This window comes from Mesorhizobium sp. BHbdii (genome assembly GCF_053848045.1).
Window position 1 is genome coordinate 451,692 of the sequence record NZ_JBSPKX010000002.1, and the last position, 19,378, is coordinate 471,069.

Sequence of the window (19,378 nt, forward strand, 5' to 3'; positions counted from 1 at the left end):
TCAGCCATTTACCCCCACCCCGATCGGCTTTGCCGATCGACCCTCCCCACAAGGGGGAGGGTAAAGGAGGCGCTCCATGAACATTCTCGAACGCTATCACGCCATGGACTACGGCCCGGCGCCGGAGGCCCGCAACGGGGCCGACGCGTGGCTTGCTGCGCGCGATTTTTCCAAAGCGCTGTTCATAGGCGGCGACTGGAAGGCGGCCAGCGGCGGCAAGACTTTCGACACCAGCGATCCCGCCTCCGGCAAATTGCTGGCCAAGGTCTCGGATGCCGGTGCTGCCGATATCGATGCGGCGGTTTCGGCCGCCACAAAAGCGCTGCCTAGATGGAGCGCCAGCTCCGGCTACAGCCGAGCCAAAGCGCTCTACGCCATCGGTCGCGCCATGCAGCGCCACCAGCGGCTGTTCGCGGTGCTGGAATCGATCGACAACGGCAAACCGATCCGCGAAAGCCGCGACATCGACGTGCCGCTGGCCATCCGCCATTTCATCCACCATGCCGGCTGGGCGCAGGCGCTGGACAAGGATTTTCCGGATCAGAAGGGCGTCGGCGTCGTCGGCCAGATCATCCCGTGGAATTTCCCGCTCTTGATGCTGGCCTGGAAGATCGCGCCGGCGCTGGCCGCCGGCTGCACCGTGGTGCTCAAGCCGGCCGAGTTCACCCCGCTCACCGCCATCCTGTTCGCCGAGATCTGCGAACGATCAGGCGTGCCGAAGGGCGTCGTCAACATCGTCCACGGCGGGCCGGAGGCGGGTGCGGCAATCGTTAATCATCCCGGCATCCAGAAGATCGCCTTCACCGGCTCGTCCGAGGTCGGCAAGATCATCCGCAAGGCCACTGCCGGGTCGGGCAAGAAATTGTCGCTGGAACTTGGCGGCAAGTCGGCCTTCGTCGTCTTCGAGGACGCCGATCTCGACAGCGCCGTCGAGGGACTGGTCGACGGCATCTGGTTCAACCAGGGCCAGGTCTGCTGTGCCGGCTCGCGCCTTTTGGTGCAGGAAGGGGTCGCCGAAGCCTTCATCGCCAAGGTCAAGACCCGGATGAGCCGGCTGCGCGTCGGCAGCCCGCTCGACAAGAACACCGATATCGGCCCGCTGGTCGACCTGACCCAGCTCGATCGCGTCAAGGGACTGGTCGCCGAAGGCGCCAAACAGGGCGCCGTCTGCTGGCAGCCGGACGTGGCGCTGCCGGCTTCCGGCTATTATCACCTGCCGACGCTGGCGACAGGCGTTTCGCCAGCTAACATCCTGGCGCAGGAGGAGGTGTTCGGGCCGGTGTTGGCGACCATGACCTTCCGCAACACCGAGGAAGCGATCGAGCTCGCCAACAACACGCGCTACGGCCTGGCCGCCTCGGTGTGGAGCGAGAACGTCAACCTTGCGCTGCACGTCGCGCCGCAATTGAAGGCCGGCGTCGTCTGGGTCAACGGAACCAATATGTTCGACGCCGCCTGCGGCTTCGGCGGCTACCGCGAAAGCGGTTTTGGCCGCGAAGGCGGGCGCGAGGGCATGTTCGAATATCTCTCGGCAAAACTGCCGCTCGGCCCGGCCGTCAAGCCGGCAGTGGCTACGACACAGCCTGTCGAGCAGGCGGAAGGCGACACTATCGATCGCACGGCAAAGCTGTTCATCGGTGGCAAGCAGGTCAGGCCGGACGGCAATTATTCGCTTGCCGTTGCCACCGCCAAGGGCAAGCTTGCCGGCGAGGTCGGTCTCGGCAGCCGCAAGGATATCCGCGACGCCGTCGCGGCTGCACGTGCCTGCAAGGGCTGGCCGGAGGCGACCGCCTACAACCGTAGCCAGGTGCTCTACTATCTGGCCGAAAACCTGTCCGGCCGTGCCGATGAGTTTGCGGCGCGTCTCACAGAGCTCACCGGCGCCACCGCGAAGGCGGCGCGCGAAGAGGTCGACCAGTCGATCGAGCGGCTGTTCCTCTATGCCGGCTTGGCCGACAAGTTCGAGGGCCGCGTCCACCAGCCGCCGGCCCGCGCCGTCACTTTGGCACTGCACGAGCCGGTCGGCGTCGTCGGCATCGTGGCACCCGACAATGCGCCCCTGCTTGGCCTGATCTCGCTGGCGGCGCCGGCGCTCGCCATGGGCAACACCGTCGTCGCGGTGCCATCCGAAAAATATCCGCTGCTTGCCACCGATCTCTATCAGATCATCGAATATTCCGACGTTCCGGCCGGCGCCATCAACATCGTCACCGGCCGTAGCGCCGAGCTCACCGGCGTGCTGGCCAGGCACGACGATGTCGACGGGCTCTGGGTGTTCGCCGATGCCGAGACCTGCGCCAAAGCCGAAGCCGACTCTGTCGGCAATCTCAAGCGCGTCTGGACCGGCAACGGCCGCAGCCTCGACTGGGCGTCGACCGAGGCCGCCGGCGATGCCTTCCTGCGCCGTGCCGTCGAGGTTAAAAACGTCTGGGTGCCCTACGGCGACTGAACGGTCGCCATTCGCGCGGCGTCGGACGAGAAGCGTCCGGGCTTGACGGCAGAAAAGATGTTCTTTACCGAGAAAAAACATTTGCCCTAAGCGAACAGCAATACAGGCGGGCATGATAGTGCCTATCTGGCACATTGCGCCTTGGCCGCGTGCCAGTAAGAACCGGCGGCCACAGAGGAGAAAAGCATGGCGGATCTGGCAGGCAAGATCGTTGTCGTCACAGCGGCGGCACAAGGCATCGGCCGTGCGAGCGCGCTGGCTTTCGCCAGGGCGGGCGCTGTCGTCCATGCCACCGACATCAATGATGTGATGCTCGCCGAACTTGGCAAGACGGCCGGTATCAAGACCCGCAAGCTCGACGTGCTGAACGACGAGGCCGTGACGTCGGCCTTCGCCGAGATCGGGGCCGTCGATGTGCTGTTCAACTGCGCCGGCTTCGTCCATTCGGGCTCGATCCTCGAGATGAAGGACGCCGATCTCGACTTTGCTTTGGATCTCAATGTCCGCTCAATGATCCGCACCATCCGCGCCGTGCTGCCCGGCATGCTGGAGCGCGGCGACGGCTCGATCATCAACATGGCGTCGTTGGCGGGCTCGACCAAGGGCGTGCCCAACCGCTTCGTCTACGGCCTGACCAAGGCGGCCGTCATCGGCCTGACCAAATCGATTGCCGCCGATTATGTCGGCAAGGGCATACGCTGCAACGCCATCTGCCCGGGCACGGTCGAAAGCCCGTCGCTGCAGGACCGCATGCACGCGCAGGGCGACTACGAGGCGGCCCGCGCTGCCTTCATCGCCCGCCAGCCCATGGGCCGCCTCGGCACGCCCGAGGAAATCGCCGATCTCGCCGTCTATCTGGCCGGCGCCACCTATACGTCGGGGCAGGCTTATAATATCGACGGTGGCTGGTCGATTTAAGCTCACCTCAATCAAGGAGAGAATTCTATGAAACTGCTGCGCTATGGCGAGGCGGGGAGCGAACGCCCCGGCCTGCTCGATGCGGATGGGACGATCCGTGACCTCTCCGCCCATGTCACCGACATTGCCGGCAAGGCGCTCGACCCGGCATCGCTTGAGACATTGTCGAAGCTCGATCCGAAATCGCTGCCGGCGGTTCCCGGCAAGCCGCGCATGGGCGCCTGCGTCGCCGGGACCGGCAAGTTCATCTGCATCGGCCTGAACTATTCCGACCATGCCGCCGAGACCGGCGCCACGGTGCCGCCGGAGCCGATCATCTTCATGAAGGCGAGCTCGGCCATCGTTGGACCGGACGACGACGTGCTGATCCCGCGCGGCTCTGTGAAGACCGATTGGGAGGTCGAGCTTGGCGTGGTTATCGGCAAGACCGCGAAATATGTCACCGAGGCCGAGGCGCTGGACTATGTCGCCGGCTACTGCGTCGCGCACGACGTTTCCGAACGCGCCTTCCAGGCCGAGCGTCAGGGCCAATGGACTAAGGGCAAGTCCTGCGACACCTTCGGGCCGATCGGCCCGTGGCTGGTGACCAAGGACGAAGTGAAGGACCCGCAGAACATCCCGATGTGGCTGAAGGTCAACGGCAAGACGATGCAGAACGGCTCGACCAAGACCATGGTCTATGGCGTCGCCTATCTCGTCTCCTATCTCAGCCAGTTCATGTCGCTGCATCCGGGCGACATCATCTCGACCGGCACGCCGCCCGGCGTCGGCCTGGGCATGAAGCCACCGGTCTTCCTGAAGGCCGGCGACGTTGTGGAGCTCGGCATCGAAGGGCTTGGCATGCAGAGGCAGACGTTCAAGGCGGACGTATAGGGGCTCTTCCTTCTCCCCTTGTGGGAGAAGGTGGATCGGCGCGCAGCGCCGACACGGATGAGGGGCTGGACGAAACGCGGCGAGAAAACATCGAAGGATTTTAGTCGCTTACGCCTTCAGCGTAGCGATCCTTCCAACACCCCTCATCCGACCGAGCTTCGCTCGGCCACCTTCTCCCACAAGGGAGAAGGGGAGTGGGCACCAGCTACTTCAACACCTTCCCATCCGCCCCGAACCGGTAGGTCTTTGCCGGATCCGGCGTCGCATAAAGCGTGGCTCCCGGTTCGGCGTTGTAGACGCCGAAGATGCGCACGGTGATCAGCCCGGCCTTCTCGCAGTCGAGATAGAGGTTGGTGTCGGCGCCAAGATGCTCGGCATGGACGACCGTGCCTTTCCAGGCGCCGGATTTCGCATCGACGGTCAAATGCTCGGGACGGACGCCGATGGTCTTGGCCGTTTCGGCAAGCCTGGCGCCGTCGACGAAATTCATCTTCGGTGAGCCGATGAAGCCGGCGACAAACTCATTCGCCGGCGAATTATAAAGCTCCATCGGTCCGCCGATCTGCTCGATCTTTCCGGCGTTGAGCACGACGATCTTGTCGGCCAGCGTCATCGCCTCGACCTGGTCGTGGGTGACATAGATCATCGTCGCCTTCAGCCGGCGGTGCAGTTGCGCGATCTCCAGCCTGGTGTTGACGCGCAGTGCTGCATCGAGGTTCGACAAAGGCTCGTCGAACAGGAAAAGCTTGGGCTCGCGCACCACGGCGCGGCCGATGGCGACGCGCTGGCGCTGGCCGCCTGACAGCTCGGCCGGCCGCCTCGAGAGATAGGGTTCCAGCGACAGCATCGAGGAGGCGATGCCAATGCGGCGGTCGATCTCGGCCGCCGGCGTGCCCGCCTGCTTGAGGCCAAGGCCCATATTGTTCTTCACCGTCAGATGCGGGTAGAGCGCGTAGGTCTGGAACACCATTGCGATGCCGCGTTTGGCCGGCGGGGTTGCGGAGACATCCGCCCCGTCGATGACCACGCGGCCCGAGGTCGAATCCTCCAGCCCGGCGATGACCCTGAGCAGCGTCGACTTGCCACAGCCGGAGGGGCCGACGAAGACGACGAATTCGCCATCGGTCACTTCGAGGTTGATGCCCTTCAGCACCTCGACCGGCCCAAAAGCCTTCTTCACATTCTCGATGTTCAGCGAGCCCACGGCTTCGTTCCTGTTCTAGAGTTTGACTGGTCTAGAGTCTGATTGGGGCGCCGCTGCGAACGCTCTCGTCGGCGGCAAGGCAGACGGCGAGCGACTTCACCGCGTCGTCCATATGGCGGGAGAGGTCTAGGTCCTCGCGGATCGCCTTCAGCAGAAAAGCCTGTTCGAGATCGCAGAGATCCTGATGGCCCGGTTCGCCTTCCATCGACAGCATCTCATCCGCTTTTGCGAACTTGCCGTCCGCGCCGGTCGCCGCACTGTGCAGGCGGATGGTCGAGGTCTTGGTGTGGGTGTCGATGTCGTCGGACCTGACGCCCTCCTTCATGACGATCGATACGCAGCCCTTGGGCGAGATCACATCCTTCACGAAGAAGGCGGTCTCCGAGATCATCGGCCCCCAACCGGCCTCGTACCAGCCGACCGAGCCGTCGTCGAACAGCACCTGCAGATGACCGTAATTGTACATCGTGGGCGCAATCTCGTCGGTCAGCCTCAGCCCCATGCCGCGCACCTCGACCGGCCTGGCATCGGTGATCTGCAGCATCACGTCGAGATAGTGGACGCCGCAATCGACGATCGGCGATGTCGTCTGCATCAACTGCTTGTGCGTCTCCCAGCTATGGCCGGAGGATTGCTGGTTGAGGTTCATGCGGAACACGTAGGGGCCGCCGAGCTTTCGCGCTTCGGCGATCAGCCTGATCCAGGACGGGTGATGGCGCAGGATGTAGCCGATCACCAGTTTCTTGCCGTTGGCCTTGGCTGCCGCAACCACGCGTTTCGCATCCGCCACCGTCGTCGCCAGCGGCTTTTCGACAAAGACATGGCAGCCGGCCTCGAACGCCTTGACCGAATAGTCGGCATGGCTGTCGGAATAGGTGGCGATGCACGCGATGTCAGGCCTTTCGTCGCGCAGCGCCTCGTCGAAGGAGCGCCTGATATCATAGCCGGAAAGCCCGGCCGGCAGCGGCACGTCCGAGCGGTTGATCAGCGCCGCGATCTGGAATCCCGGATTGGTGTGATAGGCCAGCGCATGGCTGCGGCCCATATTGCCAAGCCCGGCAACGACGACGCGAAGAGGTTTTTCCGAGCTCACTTGACGGCTCCCGATGTAATGCCGCGGATCAGCTGCCGCGAGAAGATGAGGTAGAGGATCAGCACCGGCAGGATCGCCAGTGAAAGCGCGGCCAGCACAGCGTTCCAGTTGGTGACGTATTGGCCGACAAAAATCTGCGAGCCGAGGGTCACCGTCTTGGTATTTTCGGAAGATGCTAGGATTAGCGGAAACCACAGATCGTTCCAGATCGGGATCATGGTGAAGACGGCGACCGTTGCCATCGACGGCCGCACCAGCGGCAGCACCAGCCGGAAGAAGATGGTGTATTCGGACAGCCCATCGATGCGGCCGGCATTTTTCAGATCGTCGGACACCTGTTTCATGAATTCCGACAGGATGAAGACGGCGAGCGGCAGGCCCTGCGCCGTATAGACCAGGATCAGCGCCGTCAGCGTGTTGACCAGCCCGCTCGCCACCATCAATTGTAGGATAGCGACGGTGCCGAGGCGGATCGGAATCATGATGCCGAGCGCCAGGTAGAGGCCCATCAGCGAATTGCCGCGGAAGCGGTATTCCGACAGCGCGAAAGCCGCCATGGCGCCGAACAAAAGCACGAAGAATAGCGAGGCTACGGTGACGATAAGACTGTTCTGGAAATAGTGGAAGAAATCGCCCTGGTTGAGCACAGTGGTATAGCCAATCAGGTCGAATGTCTTAGGGGTCGGCGGCGTCAGCGGCGCGCCGAAGATAGCGGCACGCGACTTGAACGAATTGATGATGACGATGGCGACCGGAAACAGCGCGATCACCGTATAGATCAACAGGATCGTGTGGGCGCCGATGGTGCGGGGGAGGGAGAAGGTTGCCTTGCTCATTGCTCCATCCCTCAGAACTGATATCGACGCAGCCGCGTCTGAATGGTGAAGAGATAGATGCAGACGCCGGTCAGAATGATGAAGAACATCATCGAGGCTATCGCCGCGCCAAGGTATTTGTCGCCCAACTGCGTCTGGAAGCCGAAGAACGTGCGATAGAGAAGCGTGCCCAAGATATCGGTGGAACCGTTGGGTCCGGCAATCGCGCCTTGAGCAGTGTAGATCAGGTCGAAGGCGTTGAAATTCCCGACGAAGGTCAGGATCGAGATGATGCCGATCGAGGGCAGGATCAGCGGCAGCTTGATCTTCCAGAATTGCGCCATGCCGGTGATTCCGTCGCATTCGGCCGCTTCGATCACCTCCTCTGGAATCGACAGCAGTGCCGCATAGATCAGCATCATCGGGATGCCGACGAACTGCCATACCGAGATCAGGCTGAGCGTTGTCAGAGCATATTCTTCCTTGCCCAACCACGGCGCGAACAGGATTTTCAGACCGACAAGATCAAGCAGATTCGGCGCCACGCCCCACAGCGGTGACAGGATCAACTTCCAGACAAAGCCGACGATCACAAAAGAGAGGATGGTCGGAATGAATATTGCCGTACGATAGAAGGTGGCAAAGCGGAGCCGGGGGTTCGAAAGCAGTGCTGCCAGCAGCACGCCGATCGGGTTCTGCACCAGCATATGGATGATGAAGAACCAAGTATTGTTCCCAAGTGCGTTCCAGAAGCTTTGCGATAGGCGTGGATCACCGAACAACGCGCGGAAGTTGGCCAAGCCGACAAATACTTGCGACTGGTCGATGGTGCGGAAGAGCGAAAGCTGAAGCGTGCCGAACAGCGGCAGGATCATGATACCAGTGTAGACCAGCACCGCCGGCGCGAGGAAGACGCCGATGTGCCAGCGGAATGGTCTTTTCGGTGCTGCGGCCATGAGTTCGGTCCCCGCCGATCAGGTTTGCAATTGCCGCCAAAGGCGCGGCGCCTCCCTCCCCCTCGTGGGGAGGTGCCTCGCGAAGTGAGGCGGGTGGGGTCGGCCAAGGCAGTGCGCCATCGTGGTGTCGACCGTGCTTTCCAGCAACGATCAGGTCGCAGCCCTGCCTCCACCCCTGTCGCCTTCGGCGACATCTCCCCCTCGAGGGGGGAGATCGCCGCGCTCTGCCTGAGGCTCTTACTTCGCTGGCTTGTACCAGCTGTCGAGACCATCCTGCAGCTTCTTGGCCGCTGCTTCCGGCGTCTCTGTGCCGTTGATGACGTTTGCTGATTCCCGCCACGTTTCAGTGTCGAGATTGGGATTGCCGCGGCCGACGATCGCCGCCGTATGCCGGATCGTCGACTTGCATTTCTGCCGCCACGATTGGAATTCCTGCGCAAGGGGATCCTTGAGTTCCACCGGTGTCGAATTCAGGCTGAAGAAGCCGGGCAAGGCATTGGCGTAGATTCCGGCGAATTCGGTCGAGGCAACCCAGCTCAGGAACGTGCGAGCGGCTTCCTTGTTCGGCGATTTCGCGTTCAGACCGATGCCGATATCGGTGTGATCGGAGATGTAGCAGGGGTCGCCCGCTTTCTGCACCGGCGGCGGGAAGGCGCCCATCTTGAACTGTGCCTGGGCATTGAAACCGGATATTTCCCACGAGCCGGCCGGATAGATTGCGGCGCGGCCGAGCGTGAACAGGTTCTGGCTGTCCGGATAGGTCTGTGACTCGAAGCCGTCGCCGAGATATGGCTTCCACTTGGCGAGTTCGGCAAACGGCGCGACCCAGTTGGCGTCGGTCAGCTTCTGTTCGCCCTTGATCAGCGCATTGCGGCCGTCCTCGCCCTTATAGAAATTCGGCGCGATGTTGTAGTAGCCCATGGTCGCCGCTTCCCATTGGTCGTGGGTGCCCATCGCCATCGGGATGTAGGTGCCGTCGGCCTTGATCTTGTCAAGCGCCGCGTAGAACTCCTCGTTCGTCGTCGGCACCTTGATGCCGAGCTTGTCGAAGGCGTCCTTGTTGTAGATGAAGCCGTGGATGACCGAGGCCATCGGCACGCAGAAGGTGTCCTTGCCATCGTCGGTTGTCCAGGCGGACTTGGCGACGTCAGAGAAATTCTCCATTCCCGGCAGATCGTTCAGTTTGTCGAGTTGACCCAGCTTGTATTGCGCCAGAGGCAGGTCGAACGGACGACAGGTGATCAAATCGCCGGCGGATCCTGCCTCAAGTTTGGCGTTGATCGCCGCGTTGTATTCGGTTGGTGCCATGGGCGAGAAAGTCACCTTGATCCCCGGATGCTTGGCCTCGAAGGCAGGGATCAGCTTGTCCTGCCAGATGGCAAGATCATCGTTGCGCCAGCTTTCGATGTTGAGCGTTACGTCCTGGGCATAGGCCATTCCGGCGGAGCCGAGAATGCTGGTGCCGAGAAGAAGTGCCGTCAGTAGTTTCGTTGTCATGCTCAGTCTCCCTGTTGACCTTTTTCAGGTTCGGTTTTGAGAACAGAGGCTTTCTGCCTCATGCTCCCCTCGATCGCGGAAAGGGCCGGGCGCAGCTTCTGGCCGGTCCCTTCCAGTATCTTCTCGGCCGCATCGGCATTGGCAGCGCCGGCGGCGAGCAGAATGGCGGTCTTGACGCCGCCGCCGCTCTTCTCGAGCAGGCGCGCCGCATCGTCCCTGTCGCGCCCGCTGATGGCGGCGACGATGCGTGCGGCGCGGTCGCGCAGCTTGATGTTGTCGGCCATGAGATTGACCATGTAGCCGTCATGCACATGGCCAAGATGGATGGCGGCCAGCGTCGACAGCATGTTGAGCGCGATCTTCTGGGCGGTGCCGGCGCCCATGCGCGTCGAGCCGGCGATCAGCTCCGGCGGTGTCTCGAGCAATATGGCGATATCGGCCAGCCGAAGCAGGGGCGCATCCTTGTTATTGGCGATGGCGATGGTTGCCGAGCCGCGGCGCCTGGCGTCCTCGATCGCTCTGACCGCATAAGGTGTCGAGCCGCTGGCCGAGACCGCGATCAGGCAGTCGCCCTCGCCGATGCCGGCAGCGGCAACCGCTGCCGAGGCGTCGTCGGTGTCGTCCTCCGGTCCGCCGGCCAGTGTCTTGAAGGCATCGTCGCCACCGGCAATCAGGATGGCGATACGTTCGCGCTGAATGCCGAAGGTACCCGGCAGCTCCAGCGCATCGGCCAGCGCCATCAGGCCCGAGCTGCCGGCTGCCGCGTAAGCGACCTTGCCGCCGTTGTTCAGCCGGCTGGCTATGATTTCGGCTGCTTTGGCGATGGCAGAAATGGCGCCGTGCACCGCCTTGGCGGCCTCGATCTGCGCATTGGCCAAAGAGGAAAGGATGGCGTCCGGGGCCTGGATGTCCAGCCCCTCGGCATTCTGGTGAAGCGCTTCGGTGCGCGTTTCGGCCATCCGCTTTCCTCCAATCCAGAAAACCATACCAAAAAAATACCACTTGTCCACACGCATTAGCGATTTCCCTGCCTCGGAATTGGCTTTCGGGCAAAATACGCAGGTTTTTCAACCGGATGCGGCTTAATCTTTTTGAAACGGAAATTAATCCTTGGCTATTGGTATTTTATTGGTATTATCCGCCAGGAGGAGAAATCGCGTGAATTTCGTGCTTGGCATCGATGGCGGCGGCACCAGCTGCAGGGCGGCCCTGGCAACAGTGGACGGCACCGTCGTCGGCCGCGCCAAGAGTGGTGCGGCCAACATCCGCACCGATCTAACCGGCGCCAGGGGCAACATCGTAGAGGCGGCAAAACAGGCCTTTGTCGCCGCCGGACAAGACCCCGAAATGATCCCGCAGACCCCGGCCATCCTCGGCCTCGCCGGCGCCAATGTCGGCACCTATAGGCAGCAGCTCGAAGCAATCCTGCCGTTCAGCATCAGCCGTGTCGAGACCGACGCCGAGATCGCCCTGGAAGGCGCGGTCGGCTCCGGTGACGGCGCCATGGCCATCCTCGGCACTGGCACCGCCTACATGGCGCGCAAAAACGGCAAGTCGCGCGCCATCGGCGGCTGGGGTTTTCAGGTCGGCGACCAGGGCAGCGGCGCCCGCATCGGCCGCGACCTGCTCGAACAGACGCTGCTCGCGTATGACGGCATCCGCCAGGGATCGCCGCTGACGCAGGCCATGCTCGCCATCTTCCGCGACAATCCCGAGGATTTGGTCGAGTTCACCACCAATGCCAAGCCGGGCGATTTCGGCGGCTTCGCGCCCAAGGTCTTCGACCATGCCGCCAAGGGCGACATCGTCGCCAACTGGATCCTCGACAAGGCGGTCGCCGATGTCGAGGCCGCACTCGGCGTGCTCGATCTCGGCGACGACGATCCGCTGTGCCTGCTTGGCGGGCTGGCGACGCTCTATGCACCACGCCTGTCGGCGCGCTACCGGGCGCTGCTGAAGCCGCCGCTCGACGATGCGCTGGGCGGTGCGGTGCAGATGGCGGTTCGTGTTTTCTCGAGGACTGCGGAGGCGGCACGATGAGCGAAGCCGCCGACCAGATCTTCGCGACCCTGAAACACTCGGCGCAAAGCGGCGCACCGCTCTATCTGCAGCTCAGGAAGAGCATCGAGGACGCGGTCAATCGCGGCCTGATCGGGCCGGGCGATGCGCTGCCTTCCGAGCGCGACATCGCCAGCAAGGCGGACATTTCGCGCGTCACGGTGCGCAAGGCGGTGCAGGACCTGGTCAAGGGGGGCATCCTCGTCCAGCGCCACGGCTCCGGCACGTTTGTCGCACCGCGCATGGAACGCGTCGAGCAATCGCTGTCGCGGCTGACATCCTTCACCGAGGACATGGCGCGGCGCGGCATGGCTGTCCGTTCGGCCTGGCTCGATCGCGGCCTCTATGCGCCCTCGCCGGACGAGATGATGGTGCTTGGCCTGTCGTCGAACGAGCTGGTGGCACGCGTAGCGCGCCTGCGCATCGCCAACGATACGCCGTTGGCGATCGAACGCGCCGCACTGTCGGCCAGCGTGCTGCCGGACCCCGCAGGAATTGGGTCGTCGCTCTACGCTGCGCTGGAAACAACCGGCAATCGACCGGTCCGGGCGGTGCAGCGCATCTCCGCGGCCAATCTCGGCGACGACGACGCGCGCCTGCTCGAAGTGCCGCCAGGCATTGCGGGGCTGCACATCGAGCGTATTTCCTATCTGGCTAGCGGCAAGGTTATCGAATTCACCCGCTCCATCTACAGAGGCGACGCCTATGATTTCGTCGCCGAACTCCGGCTGAGCGGGCCGGGCGAAGAGGGCCGGCCATGAGCGCGACGAGCAGCCAAAAAGGTGACACCCATATGCGGCGCGAGATCGAGGAGATCCCGGAGGCCACCGCGCGCCTGCTCGACGGCTCGGCAGCGGTGCTGACGGAGGCCGGGCGCGGCATTCGCGAGCGCGATCCGCAGTTCGTCGTCACCGTGGCGCGCGGCTCCTCCGACCATGCCGCCACCTTCATGAAGTATGCGGTGGAGCTGACCGCCGGCCTCGCCGTCGCTTCGGTCGGCCCATCGATCGCCTCGATCTATGGCGCCAAGCTCAAGCTCGGCGGCTCGGCTTGCCTGGCGATCTCGCAGTCGGGCAAGAGCCCGGACATCGTCGCCATGGCGCAAGCCGCGAGAGCCGGCGGTTCGCTGACCGTCGCGATCACCAACACCGCCGATTCGCCGCTGGCGCGGGCCTCCGATTATGCGATCGACATTCTGGCCGGCCCGGAACGCAGCGTCGCCGCGACGAAGACCTTCGTCAATTCGGCCGTCGCCGGCCTCGCTTTGATGGCGCATAGCACCGGCGACGACAAGTTGCTGGCGGCGCTCGCCCATTTGCCGGAACATTTCCGCAAGGCGATCGCCTGCGACTGGATGGCGCTGGCCAGCGCCCTTGAGACGCCGAAATCGCTGTTCATCCTAGGTCGCGGTCCGTCCGCTGCGATCGCCAATGAAGCAGCGCTTAAGTTCAAGGAAACCTGTGCCATGCACGCCGAGGCCTATAGTGCTGCCGAAGTGATGCATGGCCCGCTGGCACTGGTCGGGCCTGATTTCCCGGTGCTGGCGCTCGCCGCCCGCGATGCTTCCGAGCCGTCGGTTGCCGAGGCCGCCGACAGCCTGGCGGCCAAGGGCGCGGCCGTCTTTGTGACCTCGGACAAGGCGAAAAGCGCTCAGCACCTGCCGCATGTCGCCACCGGCCATCCGCTGACCGACCCGCTGGCGCTGATCGTGTCCTTCTATGGCTTCGTCGAGGCCTTTGCCCGCCATCGCGGCCTCGATCCGGACACGCCGCCCAATCTGCGCAAGGTGACGGAAACCATATGAGCGACCGTTTTGCCCTGACTGGGGCCCGGATATTCGACGGCGACGACTGGCACGACGATGCCGCGCTTGTCGTGCGTGACGGCCTCGTCGAAGCCATCGTTGCCGTCGGCGCCGTTCCATCGGGTGTCGAGCGTATCGAAACCGGCGGCGGCATGCTTGCGCCGGGCTTCGTCGACCTGCAGGTCAATGGCGGCGGCGGGGTCATGCTCAACGACCATCCTGATGTCGCCTCGATCGAAACCATCTGCCGGGCGCACGCGCCGTTCGGTACGACCGCGCTGTTGCCGACGCTGATCACCGACACTCCTGAGATCACCGCCGCGGCGGTTGCCGCCGGAGCGGAGGCCGCAAAGCAAAAGGTGCCTGGCTTTTTGGGCCTGCATCTCGAAGGCCCGCATCTGTCGATCGCCCGCAAGGGCGCGCATGACCCGGCGCTGATCCGGCCGATGCTGGATGCCGACCAGGCGATGCTGATTGCGACGCGGAAAACTCTGCCGGTGCTGTTGATCACGATCGCGCCGGAATCCGTCGACACCGTACGCGTTTCGGCGCTCGCCGAGGCCGGCATCGTCGTCAGCCTCGGCCATTCCGACACCGGCTATGCCAAGGCGCGCGCGTTCGCCGATGCCGGCGCAACAATGGTCACCCATCTGTTCAACGCCATGAGCCAGATCGGCAATCGTGAGCCGGGGTTGGCGGGTGCCGCCATCGATAGGGACACGTTGTTTGCCGGCATCATCGCCGACGGCATCCATGTCGATCCCGCCACCATGGCCATCGCGCTGCGCGCCAAGCAGGGTCCGGCAAAGATTTTCCTGGTCACCGACGCCATGGCGACGATCGGCACCGATATGACCTCGTTCACGCTGAACGGCCGCACCGTCTACCGCAAGGACGGCAGCCTGCGGCTTGGCGACGGGACGCTGGCCGGCGCCGATCTCGACATGATCTCCGCCGTGCGCTTCGTCCACCGCATTGTCGGACTGGACCTTTCGGAAGCGCTGCGCATGGCTTCGTTCTATCCGGCGCAGGCGATCGGCCAGTCGCACCGGCTCGGGCGGTTCGCCAACGGCACCGCCGCCGATATTGTCGCGCTGTCGGACGAATTGGACGTCAGGGGTGTCTGGATAGAAGGCGACAGGATTTTCGGGGTCGGCGCCAACTGGGTGTAACCTTAACGTCAGCCGGCTTTGGCCGGAGCGTAGAGGTCCTTGTAGGTTTCGCGCAGCAGGTTCTTCTGCACCTTGCCCATCGTGTTGCGCGGCAGTTCGTCGACGAAGATCACCTGCTTCGGGTGCTTGAATTTCGCCAGCCGCCCGGCGATGGCGCCGACGATCTCGGCAGCCGTGATGGTCGCGGTTGGCGTCCGCACCACGACCGCGGTGACGCCTTCGCCGAAATCCGGATGGGCAACGCCGATGACAGCGCTTTCGGCGACGCCGGCCAGCGCGTCGATCTCGCTCTCGACCTCCTTCGGATAGATGTTGTAGCCGCCGGAAATGATCAGATCCTTGCCGCGCCCGACGATGTGGACATAGCCGTCGGCGTCGATCAGGCCGAGATCCCCGGTGATGAAGAAGCCGTCATCACGGAATTCCGCCTTGGTCTTTTCCGGCATGCGCCAATAGCCGCCGAAGACATTGGGGCCCTTCACCTCGATCATGCCGACCTCGCCCTGCGCAAGTGTTTCGCCGCTCTCGGGGTCGGCGATGCGCAGCGCGACGCCGGGTAAGGGGAAGCCGACCGTGCCGGCGCGCCGCTCGCCATCATAGGGGTTCGACGTGTTCATGTTGGTCTCGGTCATGCCGTAGCGCTCGATGATCGAATGGCCGGTGCGCTCGCGCCAGGCCTTGTGCGTCTCGGCCAGCAGCGGCGCCGATCCGGAAACGAACAGGCGGATGTTTTTCGCCGCTTGCCGGTTCAAGCCGTCCTGCTGCAACAGGCGCACATAAAAGGTCGGCACGCCCATCAGCGCCGTGGCCCGCGACAGCAGCGAGACGATGCGGGCCGGGTCGAACCTGGTTTCGAACAGCATCGAGGCGCCGGCCATCAGGATGACGTTGGTGGCCACGAAGAGGCCATGCGTGTGGAAGATCGGCAGCGCGTGGATCAAGACGTCTGCGGCAGTGAAGTGCCACTGGTCGACCAGAACCCGCGCATTCGAGGCGAGGTTCTCATGGCTGAGCATGGCGCCTTTCGAGCGGCCGGTGGTCCCCGACGTGTACAGGATCGCCGCAAGATCGTTCGGCCCGCGCACCACGTCGCGGAAGTCCGAAGACCGCCGCGAAGCCTGATCCATCAACGAGCCTTCGCCATTGCTGCCGAGCGTGACTGCGATAGCGCCCGATCTCTTCGCCAAGGCCCCGATATCGGCTGCCCGTGCCGGATCGCAGACGACCAGCCGCGGCTCGGCATCGCCGAAGAAGTAGTCGAGCTCGGTCAGCGTGTAGGCGGTGTTGAGCGGCAGGAAGACCGCGCCGGCGCGCAGGCAAGCGAGATAGAGGAAAATGGCCTCGGCGCTCTTCTCGACCTGGACGGCGACGCGGTCGCCGGGTTCGACGCCCAATTGCAGAAGCGCATGTGCCAGTTGCGCGGACTGCGCCAGCATATCGCCATAGGAGATCGAGCGCCCGTCATCCGTCTCCATCAACAGACGCTCGGGCGCCGGCGTCCCGGCGCGGAAAGCGTCGAACAAATGGTTGCTCATGCATCCCTCCGAGTCTGGGCAGCCGCCGGAAGCGGCGGTGCGGCCGGTCTCGCCGGTTTCGGCATCAGGCGGCGCACAGCGGGCGCGGCCGCCACATCATTCCTGGCGGCGAACAGCTCGTGGTTCTTCTCGATATCGTCGAGCTTGTAGCGATAATTGACCATCAGGCCATGCGCCTGACGTAAGGCGCGGGGCGACAGGTCGCCGAAAAGGTCGATGCGCTCCAGCCGCGCGCCATTGCCGAGATGGAACCGGGCGACCGGATCGATCACCTTGCCGGAGGCGGTGCGGGCTTCGAGGAAATACTGTGCCGCAAGAGGAAGCAGGGCCTGGCCCACGCGGTCGCGCATGGCAGGATCCGCGTGCCAACCCTGGTTGGCGACGAGGTCCAGCACTTCGGCGGCGGAGGGGATTTCGGCCTGCTCGGCCAGCCAGCGGGCAAAGCCCGGCACCGGGGACAGTGTGACGAAATCGGTCAGGCCGGGAAGGTCGCGGCGCAGGTCCTCGACCACCTGCTTGATCAGGAAGTTGCCGAACGAGATGCCGCGCAAGCCCTCCTGGCAGTTGGAGATGGAATAGAACACTGCCGTCGTGGCCAGCCGTGGCTGTACCAGCGGCCGCTCGTCGGCAAGCAGCTCGGCGATTGTCGTCGGCATCGCCCGGGTGAGCGCGACCTCGACGAAGATCAGCGGCTCGTCACCGAGCTGCGGATGAAAGAACGCATAGCAGAGCCGGTCGTCGGGTTCGATCCGGCGGCGCAGATCGTCCCAGGTGTGGATGGCGTGCACCGCCTCGTAGCGGATGATTTTTTCCAGAATGTTGGCTGGCGTCGACCAGTCGATCCGCCGCAGCACCAGGAAGCCGCGGTTGAACCATGACGACAGGAGGTGCGTGAAGTCGGCATCGACGACGGCGAGATCGGGTGATTTGGGCAGCCGGGCAAGCAGATCCTGGCGCATGCGCACGAGCGTCTCGATGCCGCCGGGCGCCAAGTTCAGGCGGCGCAGAAGCTCCTGTCTAGCCGGTTCGGCGGCATCGTGCAGGGCAAGTGCCGAGCGATCGTCGGGCGCGGCGCGATAGGCATCCACCGCGGCGGCAAGCTTGGCATGATCGGTGCCGAAACGATCGCGCAGCACATGCAGGAACGCCAGCCTTCCGTCGGCGCCGAGGGTGCGCCAGCGCTCAAGGATTTCCCGGGCATAGGCGACGCCCGATGCCTCGCCCTGGCTGGAAAGCAGACGGGCGCACAGACGCCCCAGGCTGTCAGCCGAGACCGGCTCGTCACCGCGAACGAGGTTCAACATCATCCGGCCGCGATCGGCGATGGAGTTCAGCAGGTCAGCGAAGAATGGGCTGCGGTTCATCGATCCGACCGTCGAAGAGGAGCCCTGCGGGAAGGTCCGAAGAGGCATGAGGGTGAGACAGAGAATATGGCTGTAGTTTCTGTTATGCCAATAAAATTGCCAAAACTGGACAAAAGACATTTTTGGCTGGGGGACCGTATGTCACGAGCACAAGCGCACCGGCGTCGGCCAACGAATTCCTGACCGGCTGACGAGACGGCGCGTTCTGGTAACGACGCCGGCAGCGTCAGCCGGCCGCCCGGTCGGCCGCTGTCCTGATCGCCTCGATGTTCCCCCGATAGGCTTCAACGCTGCCGCCCTTGAAGATGGCTGCACCGGCGACCAGCACGCTGGCGCCGGCGGCGGTGACCAAAGGTGCCGTTTGCGGCGAGATGCCGCCGTCGATCTCGATCCGGATCGGCCGATTGCCGATCAGCGCCTTCACCCGCTTCACCTTGTCGACGACTCCCGGAATGAAGGCTTGGCCGCCAAAACCCGGATTGACAGTCATGATCAGGATCAGATCGAGCCGGTCGAGCACATATTCGACCGCCGATTCCGGCGTCGCCGGATTGAGCGACACGCCGGCCTTCTTGCCGAGGTTCCTGATCGTCTGCAGCGAACGGTCGAGATGCGGCCCGGCCTCGGCATGCACTGTCATGCCGTCGCAGCCGGCTTCGGCGAAAGCCCCCAGATAGCGGTCGGCCGGCGCGATCATCAGATGGCAGTCGAAGAAGGCCTTGGTGCGGTTGCGGATCGCCTTGATCACCGGTGGGCCGAAAGTGATGTTGGGCACGAAATGCCCGTCCATGACGTCGAGATGGATCCAGTCGGCGCCGGCCGCCGCCACCGCCTCGACCTCGTCGCCGAGCTTCGAAAAATCCGACGCAAGCATCGATGGCGCGATCAGGGTTTTTTTGCTCATGATCCGGCCTTTCCAGGGGCCCGTGTTGCGGGCGCATCGTCTGGGTCGACTGCTAGACCATCATCCCGAAAAGGGGAAGCCGGTTGTTCCTGGCGCGATGGCGTCAGATGTCGGCACCAAGACCCGCCGGATTGCTCCGGCGGGGTCTTGTGGGTGCGAATGGTTAGTTAAATATGCTGTTGCGCGCCGGATTCTGCTGTCGTGGAATTCGTTGCTTTTGCTCGGCAGGCACGCCACCGGGGCGGAAAGTCGGGCGGATAGAAAGGCGGCAGGTAACCGCCGCCCGGTATCTGCTCGTAATAGCCGGCACGGCCCTCGCAGGGCTGCCAGACCTCGACGTCGCCGACATGAGCTTCAACCTCGGGGTCTTCGAAATAGCCGTCGAAGTCGACGAACCATGAGCCGAAGGGCGGGACGTTGGCCGGCCTGACCAGCGCCGTCGGCGTGATCTGCACGCCGTGCATGGCGAGCGGCCCGCCGCCGGCAAGCTGTTCGGCAAGTGTCGGGGGGCGACGGGAGAAACATCCGGGCGTTTCCGCGCAAATCAGGGCAAGGCGCGACGTTCCGGCACGTTTTTCCCTGATGGAATTGTCTGCTTCCTCATAATCACGATACGTCGGCTCTTATGGTGGGTCAACGGAATCAGCGGAAGCCCAGCGCGTCGAGCCGATCCCGAAAGCGGTGGTCGCACCGAGTTCCCGGAAACCGCGGAGCCTCTGGATTTCCAGTCATGGGC

16 protein-coding genes and 1 pseudogene are annotated in these 19,378 nt (G+C 63.7%); 7 read left to right on the forward strand and 10 right to left on the reverse strand.

The annotated features are described in order from the left end of the window. Window positions 1–76: 76 nt before the first annotated feature. The 3 genes from ACWTU8_RS14930 to ACWTU8_RS14940 all read left to right on the forward strand — a co-directional run bounded on the left by ACWTU8_RS14930 (window position 77) and on the right by ACWTU8_RS14940 (window position 4,240). On the forward strand, window positions 77–2,449 hold the full coding sequence (locus tag ACWTU8_RS14930) for an aldehyde dehydrogenase family protein (protein ID WP_455848758.1): 2,373 nt from the start codon (window positions 77–79) through the stop codon (window positions 2,447–2,449). 186 nt (window positions 2,450–2,635) lie between these two features. Next, entirely contained in the window at window positions 2,636–3,367 is a 732-nt protein-coding gene (locus tag ACWTU8_RS14935) for an SDR family oxidoreductase (protein ID WP_455848759.1), read from the forward strand. 27 nt (window positions 3,368–3,394) lie between these two features. Beyond that, a complete protein-coding gene (locus tag ACWTU8_RS14940) occupies window positions 3,395–4,240 on the forward strand; it encodes a fumarylacetoacetate hydrolase family protein (protein ID WP_455848760.1) in 846 nt (281 codons plus the stop codon). Window positions 4,241–4,445: 205 nt separating this feature from the next. On the opposite strand, the gene ACWTU8_RS14945 is transcribed toward ACWTU8_RS14940, so the two are convergent. The 6 genes from ACWTU8_RS14945 to ACWTU8_RS14970 all read right to left on the reverse strand — a co-directional run bounded on the left by ACWTU8_RS14945 (window position 4,446) and on the right by ACWTU8_RS14970 (window position 10,764). Then, window positions 4,446–5,444, reverse strand: coding sequence for an ABC transporter ATP-binding protein (locus tag ACWTU8_RS14945; protein ID WP_455848761.1), 999 nt, complete (start codon window positions 5,442–5,444; stop codon window positions 4,446–4,448). A gap of 31 nt (window positions 5,445–5,475) precedes the next feature. Further along, a complete protein-coding gene (locus ACWTU8_RS14950) occupies window positions 5,476–6,537 on the reverse strand; it encodes a Gfo/Idh/MocA family protein (RefSeq protein WP_455848762.1) in 1,062 nt (353 codons plus the stop codon). Then, entirely contained in the window at window positions 6,534–7,373 is an 840-nt protein-coding gene (locus ACWTU8_RS14955) for a carbohydrate ABC transporter permease (RefSeq protein WP_455848763.1), read from the reverse strand. The genes ACWTU8_RS14950 and ACWTU8_RS14955 overlap by 4 nt, the downstream gene beginning before the upstream one ends. Window positions 7,374–7,384: 11 nt before the next feature. After that, window positions 7,385–8,308 carry a carbohydrate ABC transporter permease gene (locus tag ACWTU8_RS14960; RefSeq protein WP_455848764.1) on the reverse strand — a complete coding sequence of 308 codons (924 nt, stop codon included), beginning with the start codon at window positions 8,306–8,308 and terminating at the stop codon, window positions 7,385–7,387. Window positions 8,309–8,545: 237 nt separating this feature from the next. Continuing rightward, the gene (locus tag ACWTU8_RS14965; RefSeq protein ID WP_455848765.1) at window positions 8,546–9,805 is read right to left on the reverse strand and encodes an ABC transporter substrate-binding protein; all 1,260 of its coding nucleotides are present in this window, start codon (window positions 9,803–9,805) and stop codon (window positions 8,546–8,548) included. A gap of 2 nt (window positions 9,806–9,807) precedes the next feature. Further along, window positions 9,808–10,764 carry an N-acetylmuramic acid 6-phosphate etherase gene (locus ACWTU8_RS14970; protein ID WP_455848766.1) on the reverse strand — a complete coding sequence of 319 codons (957 nt, stop codon included), beginning with the start codon at window positions 10,762–10,764 and terminating at the stop codon, window positions 9,808–9,810. 199 nt (window positions 10,765–10,963) lie between these two features. Here ACWTU8_RS14970 and ACWTU8_RS14975 point away from each other — a divergent pair, with 199 nt between their 5' ends. From ACWTU8_RS14975 to nagA, 4 genes are read left to right on the forward strand one after another with little or no spacing between them, the layout of a single operon-like run. Then, window positions 10,964–11,845 carry a BadF/BadG/BcrA/BcrD ATPase family protein gene (locus ACWTU8_RS14975; RefSeq protein ID WP_455848767.1) on the forward strand — a complete coding sequence of 294 codons (882 nt, stop codon included), beginning with the start codon at window positions 10,964–10,966 and terminating at the stop codon, window positions 11,843–11,845. Continuing rightward, on the forward strand, window positions 11,842–12,624 hold the full coding sequence (locus ACWTU8_RS14980) for a GntR family transcriptional regulator (RefSeq protein WP_127316943.1): 783 nt from the start codon (window positions 11,842–11,844) through the stop codon (window positions 12,622–12,624). The genes ACWTU8_RS14975 and ACWTU8_RS14980 overlap by 4 nt, the downstream gene beginning before the upstream one ends. A 32-nt stretch (window positions 12,625–12,656) precedes the next feature. Beyond that, complete coding sequence (locus ACWTU8_RS14985) at window positions 12,657–13,667, forward strand: SIS domain-containing protein (protein ID WP_455849067.1); 1,011 nt, start codon at window positions 12,657–12,659, stop codon at window positions 13,665–13,667. After that, window positions 13,664–14,839, forward strand: coding sequence for an N-acetylglucosamine-6-phosphate deacetylase (gene nagA / locus ACWTU8_RS14990; RefSeq protein ID WP_455848768.1), 1,176 nt, complete (start codon window positions 13,664–13,666; stop codon window positions 14,837–14,839). The genes ACWTU8_RS14985 and nagA overlap by 4 nt, the downstream gene beginning before the upstream one ends. Window positions 14,840–14,847: 8 nt before the next feature. On the opposite strand, the gene ACWTU8_RS14995 is transcribed toward nagA, so the two are convergent. The 4 genes and pseudogenes from ACWTU8_RS14995 to ACWTU8_RS15010 form a co-directional block, all read right to left on the reverse strand. After that, window positions 14,848–16,374 (reverse strand): malonate--CoA ligase, encoded by a 1,527-nt coding sequence (locus ACWTU8_RS14995; RefSeq protein WP_455848769.1) that lies wholly within the window; start codon window positions 16,372–16,374, stop codon window positions 14,848–14,850. Beyond that, complete coding sequence (locus ACWTU8_RS15000; RefSeq protein ID WP_455848770.1) at window positions 16,371–17,738, reverse strand: malonyl-CoA decarboxylase; 1,368 nt, start codon at window positions 17,736–17,738, stop codon at window positions 16,371–16,373. The genes ACWTU8_RS14995 and ACWTU8_RS15000 overlap by 4 nt, the downstream gene beginning before the upstream one ends. A gap of 226 nt (window positions 17,739–17,964) precedes the next feature. Then, window positions 17,965–18,642, reverse strand: coding sequence for a ribulose-phosphate 3-epimerase (gene rpe / locus ACWTU8_RS15005; RefSeq protein ID WP_455848771.1), 678 nt, complete (start codon window positions 18,640–18,642; stop codon window positions 17,965–17,967). 239 nt (window positions 18,643–18,881) lie between these two features. Then, window positions 18,882–19,151: pseudogene (locus tag ACWTU8_RS15010) on the reverse strand (hypothetical protein); the annotation flags it as partial. Window positions 19,152–19,378 lie beyond the last annotated feature (227 nt).

What these genes read in the sequence shown, in the direction of transcription:
- ACWTU8_RS14985 (WP_455849067.1), top strand. Translation starts at nt 12,657, where the DNA reads ATGCGGCGCGAGATCGAGGAGATCCCGGAGGCCACCGCGCGCCTGCTC.
- nagA (WP_455848768.1), top strand. Translation starts at nt 13,664, where the DNA reads ATGAGCGACCGTTTTGCCCTGACTGGGGCCCGGATATTCGACGGCGAC.
- ACWTU8_RS14930 (WP_455848758.1), top strand. Translation starts at nt 77, where the DNA reads ATGAACATTCTCGAACGCTATCACGCCATGGACTACGGCCCGGCGCCG.
- ACWTU8_RS14995 (WP_455848769.1), bottom strand. Translation starts at nt 16,374, where the DNA reads ATGAGCAACCATTTGTTCGACGCTTTCCGCGCCGGGACGCCGGCGCCC.
- rpe (WP_455848771.1), bottom strand. Translation starts at nt 18,642, where the DNA reads ATGAGCAAAAAAACCCTGATCGCGCCATCGATGCTTGCGTCGGATTTT.
- ACWTU8_RS14940 (WP_455848760.1), top strand. Translation starts at nt 3,395, where the DNA reads ATGAAACTGCTGCGCTATGGCGAGGCGGGGAGCGAACGCCCCGGCCTG.
- ACWTU8_RS14965 (WP_455848765.1), bottom strand. Translation starts at nt 9,805, where the DNA reads ATGACAACGAAACTACTGACGGCACTTCTTCTCGGCACCAGCATTCTC.
- ACWTU8_RS14980 (WP_127316943.1), top strand. Translation starts at nt 11,842, where the DNA reads ATGAGCGAAGCCGCCGACCAGATCTTCGCGACCCTGAAACACTCGGCG.
- ACWTU8_RS14970 (WP_455848766.1), bottom strand. Translation starts at nt 10,764, where the DNA reads ATGGCCGAAACGCGCACCGAAGCGCTTCACCAGAATGCCGAGGGGCTG.
- ACWTU8_RS14960 (WP_455848764.1), bottom strand. Translation starts at nt 8,308, where the DNA reads ATGGCCGCAGCACCGAAAAGACCATTCCGCTGGCACATCGGCGTCTTC.
- ACWTU8_RS14955 (WP_455848763.1), bottom strand. Translation starts at nt 7,373, where the DNA reads ATGAGCAAGGCAACCTTCTCCCTCCCCCGCACCATCGGCGCCCACACG.
- ACWTU8_RS15000 (WP_455848770.1), bottom strand. Translation starts at nt 17,738, where the DNA reads ATGAACCGCAGCCCATTCTTCGCTGACCTGCTGAACTCCATCGCCGAT.
- ACWTU8_RS14935 (WP_455848759.1), top strand. Translation starts at nt 2,636, where the DNA reads ATGGCGGATCTGGCAGGCAAGATCGTTGTCGTCACAGCGGCGGCACAA.